The following is a 10,622-nucleotide window of genomic DNA, read 5'->3' as shown; positions in this document are numbered from 1 at the left end:
GAAGAGAGTCCTAAATAATTATTTGCACAAAAGTTAACTACTTCAGCACCGCCGGCCACTTTAATGTCGGCACCCTGAGGGGTAACAATAATTCTTTCGCGTTTAAATAATCCAGCGTTTTCGATTTCTTCAAGTTCTTTCTGAAGAACAGGTTGTAATGTTTTATACATGGCCTTTTTATATGGTTGATTTTACGCCCAAAGTTATAAAAAAAAGTCTTTACAGACCTAAAAAGGCAATTTTAACAACATATTTTAGAGACAAACGTTTGATTAGTTGGCTAATGGTGATTACATTTATATTATTCTGAAAAAAATTAATATTATCCCATTTTTTTCAATCTTAACAAACTTTAACACCCCCCTATATGTATAGTCTTAAAAGTTATTCGATATTTATAGCTTACTAATCTAATTTATGATAAGAATTTGCGCGCTCCTATTTTTTTGTGGCCTCACCAATTTTGTTTTTGCTCAACAATTTACCATTACAGGTATAGTTAAAGATACTAACGGACAGCCTGTTCCTTTTGCCTCCGTTTATTTAAAAAACACCACTACCGGCACATCTGCAAATGTTGATGGGAGATATTCGATGAAGCTAAAAACGGGAGAATACACGCTGCATTTTAGGGCAGTGGGCTATAAACAGCAGGAGCATATCATCAACCTTACCGACGATATTTCGCTCAACGTAACCCTTACATCCGAAAGTTATACTTTAGAAAATGTAAACATCAGGGCAAATGCTGAAGATCCGGCTTATGCCATTATCCGTAAGACCATTAAGCAAAGAAAAACACACTTAAATGAAGTTAAGGAATTTAGTTGCGATGTTTACATCAAAGGTGTACAACGTTTAAGAGGTGCCCCTAAAAAGTTTTTCGGGCAGGATATCCAAAAAGTTTTGGAACTCGATACCAATCGAAAAGGTATCATTTATTTATCAGAATCGCAGAGTAAGTTCAATTTCAGAAGGCCTAATGATGTGCACGAAGAAATGATTTCATCAAAAGTTGCCGGAAGAAACAATGCTTTCAGTTTTAATAAAGCATCTGATCTCATCATTAATTTTTATGATAATTACCTGCTCGAAAACAAATTAAGTACCAGGGGCTTTATTTCGCCAATTGCAGACAATGCCCTGTTTTACTATAAATACAAATTGCTTGGCGAAAGCAAAGAAAATGGAGAACTGATCCACAAAATCGAGGTCATCCCCCGTCGCGAAAATGACCCTGTGTTTAGGGGAATTATTTACATTATTGATGGCAGCTGGAGAATTTACAATACCGATGTTTACTTAACTAAAAAATCGGGGATCAACTTTATCGATACCTTAAACATCAGCCAGCAATTCACCAAAGTTAAGGAGGTTTACATGCCTACCGCTATCAATTTTCAATTTGCGGGTAATGTGTTAGGCTTTAAAATTGCAGGCTATTTTGTTGGTATTTATAGCAATTACAATGTTGACCCTAAGTTTCCTAAAAACTTTTTCAATGGCGAAATATTGAAAATAACCGAAATGGTGAACAAAAAAGACTCTACCTACTGGACAAATAATAGGCCGATCCCTTTAACAGGTGACGAAAAGCTTAATTACGTTAAAAAAGATAGTATTGCTAAATTAAAGGAATCGAAAAAGTATCTCGATTCATTAGAAAAAGACAACAATAAGTTTGGTATCGGCAAATTGCTGCTTAGAGGATATAGTGTTAACGACCGCTATGATAAGGAATACTGGTCTTTCGATCCGGTACTTAAAGCCATATTTTACAATACCGTAGAAGGTTTTGCGGTAAAATATGGAGTTACGTATAGAAAGGATTTTGAGAATAGGAGATCTTATTCTATCCGCCCTGAACTGAGGTATGGTTTTGCCAACCAAAAACTTACCGGAAGTTTAACCGGAAGTTACTATTACAATCCGCTTAAAAGGGCCAGTGTAGGTGCATCGTTCGGAAATGGCATTTTCGACCTAAACAATCTGGGCTCAATGACTGCCCTAGGCAATACCATTAATTCATTGCTTTACGAAAAAAACTTCTCAAAATTTTATGAGAAAAGCTTTATTAACATTAACACCACCAGAGAACTGGCAACAGGATTACAGGGAAGTGCAAGTGTAGATTATAGCAGGAACAAAAATTTAATCAATAACTCTACATTTAAGTTTATCGATGCCAAGGACAGGGAATTTACGTCGAACAATCCTTTTAGTCCAACTGTAGAAACGCCACTTTTCCCCACCTACAACTCCTTAAGTGCAACTGTAAGTTTAACCTACACCATCGGTCAGAAATACATTACCCGTCCAGATGGCAAGTTTTATACCGAATCTCACTTTCCTAGGATTACAGTATTATATAAAAAAGGATTTAACAATGTTTTAAATAGCGATGTTGATTATGATTTTGTAAAAGCAGAAGTTTATCAGGATAGAATTAGCTTAGGGTTATTGGGTTATAGCTCATTTTTGGTTGGGGCAGGAAAGTTTCTTAATAATACAAAGATGTACTATCCTGATTTCAAACATTTTTCAGGTAACATATCTACCATCTTCCCTCCTAATATAAGGAAGTTTCAATTTTTAGATTTTTATCAGTTTAGCACCAACCAGCAATACTTCGAAGCGCATTTAGAGCATAATTTTGCAGGCTTTTTCACAAATAAAGTGCCGTTACTGCGTAAAGCTAAATTAGAAGAATTTATTGGGGGCGGTTATTTGTCTTCTCCAGAAAAAAGAAATTATAAAGAATTTTATTTCGGTTTCCAGCGCCTGGTATTAAGGGCCAGTTATGGCTTTGCCTATGATGGTGCCCGCAAATTAACACAAGGATTTAGAATAGCTTACACCCTATAATAAGGTTTAGGGCTGAAGGCATAAGGTAGAGGGCAAAACCTTACATCTTTATCCTTTTACCTTCAACCTTTTTTATTATCTTTGCCCCGCTTTAAACGCCGTTTGCAACGGTATCAACAGCGTTATGGAAAAATATCAGACACTACTTTACTATTGCTATAGCTACATAGCAGAGGCAGAACAATTTGCTGCCGATCATCTTAAATTTTGTAAATCATTAGGTTTAGTTGGCCGAATTATCGTTGCCGATGAAGGTTTAAACGGCACTGTTTCTGGTACTGCTGAGGCTTGCGAAGCTTACATGAAAGCTGTACATGCCGATGAAAGGTTTGCAAAAACAGAGTTTAAAATAGATGACGTTGAGGAGCCTTCGTTTCTGAAAATGCACTGCCGTTATAAATCAGAAATTGTTCATTCTGGTTTAAGAGATACCTCGATCATTAATCCGAACGAAAAAACAGGTAAACATTTAGAGCCTGTAGATTTCATGAAAATGAAAGATGATGAGGATGTAATTATCCTGGATGTCCGCTCCAATTATGAACACAATCTTGGTAAATTTAAAAATGCATTAACACTCGATATCGAGAATTTCCGCGATTTCCCTGAACAGATTAATCAACTTGCCCAATATAAAGACAAAAAAATATTAACGTATTGTACAGGTGGCATAAAATGTGAAAAGGCATCTGCTTTGCTTTTACATCATGGTTTTAACGATGTTTACCAATTACATGGTGGCATTATTAAATATGGAAAAGAAGCAGGCGGAAAGGATTTTGAAGGCAAGTGTTATGTTTTCGACAACCGCATAGCCGTTGATGTAAATAAAGTAAACCCTACCATTGTTTCAGTTTGTTATAACTGTGGTAAAACTACCCCTAAAATGATCAACTGTGCCAATCCAGAGTGTAATGAACACATTACCCAATGCGATGAATGCGGCGATCAGCTTCAAGGTTGTTGCTCAACAGCATGTACAACTAACCCGCGCAAACGCCCATACGATGGCACAGGCTATTACGTAAAGGTTCCGCAGCCGGTAGCAGTAAAAAGCTAGGTTTTGGATTGATAGCTCATAGTTGATTGATGAAGTTTCAATTGCAGGAATTATAACATCATAAGTTTTTTGGAGCGCAGTGTCATTGCAAACAACAAGGGTTCCGTCCTGCTGTACGTTTTACTTCGCCAATGAAGAATTGGCTTCGTGCCACTGCCATCAGGGCTAGTTAGCAGGTTCCAGTATTCAATCCTTAATTTACTTAACTACTTAATGTTTCTTAACTTTTCAATGGTGAAGACAATCAACCATTATAATATTGCATAACCACGATCTGTTTTAATAGTGCGATTGTTGATCATTTATCAAAAAGCCATCATTAAACTAATAGTCATGAACTATAGGCCATTAACGATCGACTATTAAACAATTTTTCATTTACTTTGTGTATTAATGGCTTTACCTATTAACCATTTTATGCTAAACTATTTCCGGCTCCTATTATTATTATCGTGCTTCGCAATAAATACCCATGCATCAGAAATTAAAAGCATAGGCGTTCCATATATAGAAAATTATCCAAAATCTGTTTATTCGTCAGGAAACCAGAACTGGAGTATAGCAAAAGATAAAAATGGCGTGATGTACTTTGGCAATGCTGAAGGACTTTTAACTTTCGATGGCCGCTACTGGCAGAAATATCAGATGCCCAACAGGCAAATTGTTAGATCGGTCGCGATAGATGATAAAGGAAGAATTTATACCGGTAGCTTTGGTGAATTTGGCTTTTGGTCGATTAAAAGCAACAAGTTAACCTATAGCTCACTTACCAATCTTTTACCAAAAGGAATAAAAATCAATGATGAAGTTTGGAAAATCTATGTAGACCAGGACAGGGTAATCTTTCAATCCTTTTCGAAAATATTTATCTATAAAAACAACAAAATCGAGGTTGTAAAATCGCCATCTTCCTTTCTGTTTCTCCATAAGGTAAACAAAAGGTTCTTAATTGAAGTACTGGAAAAAGGTTTGTTCGAACTCATTGGCAACAAGTTAGTTCATATTCCAAACAGTGAGAAACTTGGCAAAGAAGGAATTCTTTCTATCCTTCCTTATAAAACCAGCGGCCTCATTATCGGCACCAGTAAGAACGGATTATTTACCTATGACGGAAAAGATTTTACGCCCCTGAATACGCCGGCAAATAGCTATCTTAAAACCTACCAACTTAACAATGGGGTAAGTTTATTGGGTAAATATTTTGCTTATGGTACTATCCTTAATGGCCTGATCATCATTGATGAAAATGGAAGAGTTGTGCAACGGATCAATAAATCGAGCGGTTTACAGAACAATACTGTTTTAAGTTTATATGCCGATAATGAACAAAATCTTTGGACAGGTCTTGATAACGGGATAGACCGCATAGAACTTAACTCTCCTTTATATTTTTATTTCGATAAAACCGGTCAGTTTGGTACTGTTTACTCCAGCATTATTTTTAATAATAAAATTTATCTCGGTACCAATCAAGGTTTATTTTATAGCGAGTGGTCGCCAGATAACCTACTGCCATTTAATTTTCGGTTAATCGCTAATTCACAAGGGCAGGTATGGGAACTCACCATTATTGATAATGAGTTGATCTGCGGGCATAATAGTGGCACATTTAAAGTAAACGGCGATAAAATCGATTGGTTATCAAGATCAGCTGGTGGCTGGACGATTAAAAAGTTAAACTCAAATCCAAATTACCTAGTTCAGGGCACTTATACCGGGCTTTCGCTTTTTACAGAATCTCCAGCGCTGGGATTAAAGTTTGCTACAAAAATTGCAGGCTTTGATGCCCCATCCAGATATGTAGAACAGGATAATAAGGGAGATATCTGGGTGGCGCATGCTTATAAAGGGTTGTACAAATTAAGCTTAAGTACTAATTACACGAGTGTAACCAGCACAAAATATTTCGATGAAAAAAACGGGCTCCCTGGCAATTACAACATCAATATATTCAACTTAGAGAACAAAATTGTCTTTTCTTCTGATGCGGGTTTTTATACTTACGATGAATTGAGCAATAAGTTTACCAAATACGAAGCACTTAATAAAGAACTCGGTTCTTTCGAATCATCCAATAAAATTATTAGCGCAGGAGGCAAAAAATATTGGTTTATTAATCACGGAAAAACAGCACTGGTTAACTTTAGCGAACCTGGTAAAGTAGAAATAGATTCGAATCAATTCAGCATTTTAGATGGCAGGATGGTGCAATATTATGAGAATATCAGCCGAATCAGTAATTCCATTTACCTGATCAGCGTTGATGATGGCTTTGTAATTTACAATCCTACGGCTCAACTGAATTTGCAGAAGCAAAAATTGCCTGCCGTACTGATCAGGCGTGTAGAAGATATTACCGATAAATTTTCGCTCATCAGCGAAACTGGAAATAGTGAGGAATCAACAGAGATCCAAAACAGCCGCAACAATATCCGCATTTCTTATGCATTGCCCTATTACCGGCAGGCTAAGGTTAAATATCAGTTTTATTTAGAGGGATATTCTAAGGCCTGGTCTGACTGGAGTTATGCCACAGAAAAAGATTTCACCAATTTAAGTGCCGGGAACTATGTTTTTAAAGTTAGGGCAAAAATCGATGATACTTCAGTAAGCGGGGAAACCGTTTATTCGTTTACCATTTTGCGGCCATGGTATCTAAATAACTGGGCCATTTTGTGTTATGTTGTTCTTTTTGTGGTGGTGTTAATTCTGGGCAAAAAAATCTACGAAAGAAAATTACAGCGGGATAGCCAAAAAATTAGCGATCGTTTACAGGCTGAGCAGGAAGAGATTCTTAGGCAGGAAACAGAGATCAACGAAAAGCAGATCATCAAGCTGCAAACCGAAAAATTACAAGCCGAATTGGCCTCGAAAAACAGAGAACTCGCCAACTCGGCCATGACCCTCGTTTATAAAAACGAACTGCTTCAAAAGCTAAGTGATGAAATCACCAAATTAAAGGATGAGAATGGTAAAAAACTCTCAGATGATCAGACCCGCAAAATCCAGAAAGTAATTAATGATGGAATGAATGATGAGCGTGATTGGCATTTATTTGAGAATAGTTTTAATGAGGCCCACGAAAGTTTCTTTAAAAAATTAAAGGCACAGCATCCCGATCTTGTTCCGAATGATTTGAAACTCTGCGCCTACCTCAGGATGAATATGAGTAGCAAGGAGATGTCATCACTACTAAACATTAGTTTAAGAGGAGTTGAAATACGCAGGTATCGCTTGCGTAAAAAGCTCGAAGTGCCCCACGATAAAAACCTGACAGAGTTTTTAATGGAGCTGTAAAATTAAACCTTCCTTTTCAAAATATTTTAACTTACTGCAATAAAAAACCAGAGACAAATAGTTTCGGGAACGATTGCGTAAAAACCGGATTTTAAGACTCTTTTCTATTCAAACTCAAATCAGGCACTACATCATTACCTCTCACAACCGCTTTCTGATCCCCACAAAACACTTAGTGTGCTTTGTACACTTGTGCATATGTTAATATGATGTTAAAATCCAGAAAACTGCGTTTTTGGGCTAAAATTGCATTTGGTTTACTGGGGTGAGATACCCCACAAGGCAAGATGATGTATTAATGTAGAGGTAAAAACACTTGCGCATCAGCAAAAACAACCTCACATTTAACTAACAATTAAACTAAATTTATAATAAAGCATGAAAAGAATCTTTACAAGAATTTCTGTTCTCGCTGCATTTTGTTTGCTAACAATTAACGTAGCATTAGCGCAAAACATTACTGTAAAAGGTAAGGTAATTGATGGAGGTGATAAGACACCCCTACCAGGCGTATCTATTTTAATTAAAGGCACACAAACTGGTACGCAAACAGATGTGAACGGCAACTACTCCCTTAGCGCGCCGGCCAATGCCACACTGGTATTTAACTTTGTAGGCTATACAGCATTTGAGCAAGCTGTAAATAATCAAACAACCATTAATGTATCAATGGCTTCATCAACACAACAATTAGAGCAGGTTGTAGTTGTGGGTTACGGTACGCAGAGAAAAATTGATGTTACAGGATCAGTTGGAACTGTAAAAGGAGAAGATATTTCAAAACAGGCATCAGTAAATGCAATTAGTGCTTTACAGGGCAAGGTTGCAGGTGTAACCATTACCAATAATGGCGCACCAGGTTCGTCGCCACAAATCACTATTCGTGGTACTGGAACAATTTATGGTAATACTGGCGTTCTATACGTAGTTGATGGTGTATGGTATGATGATATCAGTTTCTTAAATCCTGCTGATATTGAAAATTTAAGCATTCTGAAAGATGCATCATCACAATCTATTTATGGTATTCGTGCAGCAAACGGGGTGGTATTGATCACTACTAAAAGAGGCACCAAGGGTCAAGCAGCTATTACTTATAATGGATCTGTAGGGTATAAAGTTGTAACCAATCAAATAGAAATGGCCAATGCAACCGAATATGCTACACTGATAAATGAATTATCAGCATCGAGTGGCGCTGCAAAACTATTTGCTAATCCAGAAAGCTATGGCGTAGGTACCAATTGGTATAATCAGGTATTTAGAAATGCGTTACAAACCAATCATCAATTATCTGTAAATGGTGGAGGTGATAAATCGACATATAATTTCTCTTTGGGTTATACCAATGAAGATGGAATTGTAAAAAAACAAAACTATCAGCGTTATACAGCGAAATTATCTAACGATTTCCAAATATTAGCACCTTTAAAAATAGGCTATACTGTTTCCGGTACGGCTATCAAATCAAACGATATTCCATCAAGCATATTCCGTCAATTATATGCGGCGGGGCCAGTTGTTCCAGTTTATTACGCAGATGGGACTTATGGTGATGCCAACGATTTTAGTTTAGGTGGCGGGAATAATTTTAATCCACAGGCAACAATCGATTTCTTTAACCAAAAATCTTTAAATTATAGACTTAATGGAAATGTATATGCAGAATTAACCATTGCAAAAAATTTCACATTTAAAACAAGCTTAGGCGGAGATTTTGGTCAAAATGAAGTAAGGGCATATATTCCAGTTTATAAAGCTACCCAAGGCCAACAAAGCACGCAAAGCCAATTGGATGTTAGGCGTGAGGAAACCAGAAACTGGATCATTGAAAATACATTAACTTATAAAAATACATTTGGAGCACACAATTTAACTGTTTTAGCTGGTCAAACTGCGCAAAGAAGAAAATCTTATTTCTTAAATGCAACGGCATTTGATGTGCCATACTCAAGTGATGGCGATTTGTATTTAACGTTAGGTAGTGCGGATAAGCGCTCAGTTACAGATGGTGGTGCACTAACAACTTATGCTTCGTATTTTGGCAGGGTTAATTACTCTTTTAAAGACCGCTACCTGTTAAATGCAACGCTTCGTGCTGATGCTGCCTCACAGTTTTTTGGTGGAGGCGATCTTTGGGGTTATTTCCCGTCAGTAGGTGCTGGATGGGTAATTTCTCAAGAAGATTTTATGAAGGACCAAACGGTATTTAACAACTTAAAGTTAAAAGCCTCATGGGGTAAGGTGGGTAATGCAGGTGTGCCGATAAACCCAACAACCTTAACAGTTACACAAAATGGCGGATATGTAGCTATTTTAAATGGTATAGCTTATACTGGTAAAAACGTGAGTACATTGGTTCCTTCGTTCTTAAATTGGGAGCGTACTACCGGAACAGATATTGGCTTTGAAGCTGCATTCTTAAAAAACAGGTTAAACATTGAAGCTGGCTTTTACAATAAGAGAACCGAGCAGGCAATTTTCGAAATCCCTGTTTTAACTTCAATAGGTACCAGTTCGGGTAACCAAATAGGTAACCAGGCAGATTTCCAAAACCGTGGTTTTGAATTTTCAGCAACGTGGAGAGATACAAATGAATCTGGTCTTGCTTACTCAATAAGCGGTAATCTTGGCTATAACAAAAACAAAGTTTTATCAGTTGTAACGGGTAACAACCCAATTTATGCAGGTGGTGCAGGTCTTTCAAACGGAGGTCTTGCTACACGTACCATTCAAGGTGGCGCAATAGGAGAGTTTTATGGTTATGAGGTTGCTGGTATCTTCCAAAATCCTGCCGAAATTGCCGCTTCTGCACAAAAAGGTGCTAAGCCAGGCGACTTTAAATATGTTGATACAGATGGCAACGGTATTATTAATGGTAATGACCGCATTGTTTTAGGCAATCCAAATCCAACTTATTCATATGGTTTAAGCGCAAATTTAGCTTATAAAAACTTCGATCTTACTGTTGATATTCAAGGTTTAGCTGGCGTTGATGTCTATAATGCCAATATTGCATCTCGTTTTGGTAACGAAAACTTCACTAAAGATTTTTATGATAACAGATGGCACGGTGAAGGTACTTCAACTACTTATCCTTCTGTAAATTTAGGAACAACGGCCAACTCTGCACCTAATTCATTTTATGTTGAGGATGGCTCTTATATCCGCTTAAGAAATGTACAGTTGGGTTATGCGCTTCCTTCTTTATTAGTGAACAAATGGAAAATGCAAAGACTCCGTTTTTTCCTTGATGCGCAGAATCCTGTAACACTATTTGGTTACAAAGGTTTTACTCCTGAAGTAGGTGGCACTCCTACCAACGCAGGTATAGATGCAAATGTTTATCCACTTCAGGCCACATACAGATTTGGTGTTCAAGTTACTTTTTAATCACAAC

4 protein-coding genes and 1 pseudogene are annotated in these 10,622 nt (G+C 37.1%); 4 read left to right on the top strand and 1 reads right to left on the bottom strand.

Going from position 1 to position 10,622, the window contains the following annotated elements:
- A pseudogene (locus ASU31_RS28055) lies at window positions 1-170 on the bottom strand (glycine C-acetyltransferase); the annotation flags it as partial.
- Between the two features lie 247 nt (window positions 171-417).
- On the opposite strand from ASU31_RS28055, the gene ASU31_RS19710 reads away from it, so the two are divergent.
- From ASU31_RS19710 to ASU31_RS19695, 4 genes are all read left to right on the top strand, one after another.
- Window positions 418-2,865: a DUF5686 and carboxypeptidase regulatory-like domain-containing protein gene (locus tag ASU31_RS19710; RefSeq protein ID WP_057933995.1), complete on the top strand. Its 2,448-nt coding sequence runs from the start codon at window positions 418-420 to the stop codon at window positions 2,863-2,865.
- A gap of 124 nt (window positions 2,866-2,989) precedes the next feature.
- Window positions 2,990-3,925 (top strand): oxygen-dependent tRNA uridine(34) hydroxylase TrhO, encoded by a 936-nt coding sequence (gene trhO, locus ASU31_RS19705; RefSeq protein ID WP_057933994.1) that lies wholly within the window; start codon window positions 2,990-2,992, stop codon window positions 3,923-3,925.
- Between the two features lie 417 nt (window positions 3,926-4,342).
- Complete coding sequence (locus tag ASU31_RS19700; RefSeq protein ID WP_157258137.1) at window positions 4,343-7,222, top strand: triple tyrosine motif-containing protein; 2,880 nt, start codon at window positions 4,343-4,345, stop codon at window positions 7,220-7,222.
- Between the two features lie 378 nt (window positions 7,223-7,600).
- A complete protein-coding gene (locus ASU31_RS19695) occupies window positions 7,601-10,615 on the top strand; it encodes a SusC/RagA family TonB-linked outer membrane protein (protein WP_057933992.1) in 3,015 nt (1,004 codons plus the stop codon).
- Window positions 10,616-10,622 lie beyond the last annotated feature (7 nt).

The sequence above is a fragment of the Pedobacter ginsenosidimutans genome, from assembly GCF_001442625.1.
GTDB classification, from domain to species: Bacteria; Bacteroidota; Bacteroidia; order Sphingobacteriales; family Sphingobacteriaceae; genus Pedobacter; species Pedobacter ginsenosidimutans.
This window is presented reverse-complemented; position numbering and strand designations above follow the sequence as displayed.

Bases quoted from the DNA above. Each gene is read 5' to 3' on its own strand.
- ASU31_RS19710 (WP_057933995.1), top strand. From the start codon at position 418: ATGATAAGAATTTGCGCGCTCCTATTTTTTTGTGGCCTCACCAATTTT.
- trhO (WP_057933994.1), top strand. From the start codon at position 2,990: ATGGAAAAATATCAGACACTACTTTACTATTGCTATAGCTACATAGCA.
- ASU31_RS19700 (WP_157258137.1), top strand. From the start codon at position 4,343: ATGCTAAACTATTTCCGGCTCCTATTATTATTATCGTGCTTCGCAATA.
- ASU31_RS19695 (WP_057933992.1), top strand. From the start codon at position 7,601: ATGAAAAGAATCTTTACAAGAATTTCTGTTCTCGCTGCATTTTGTTTG.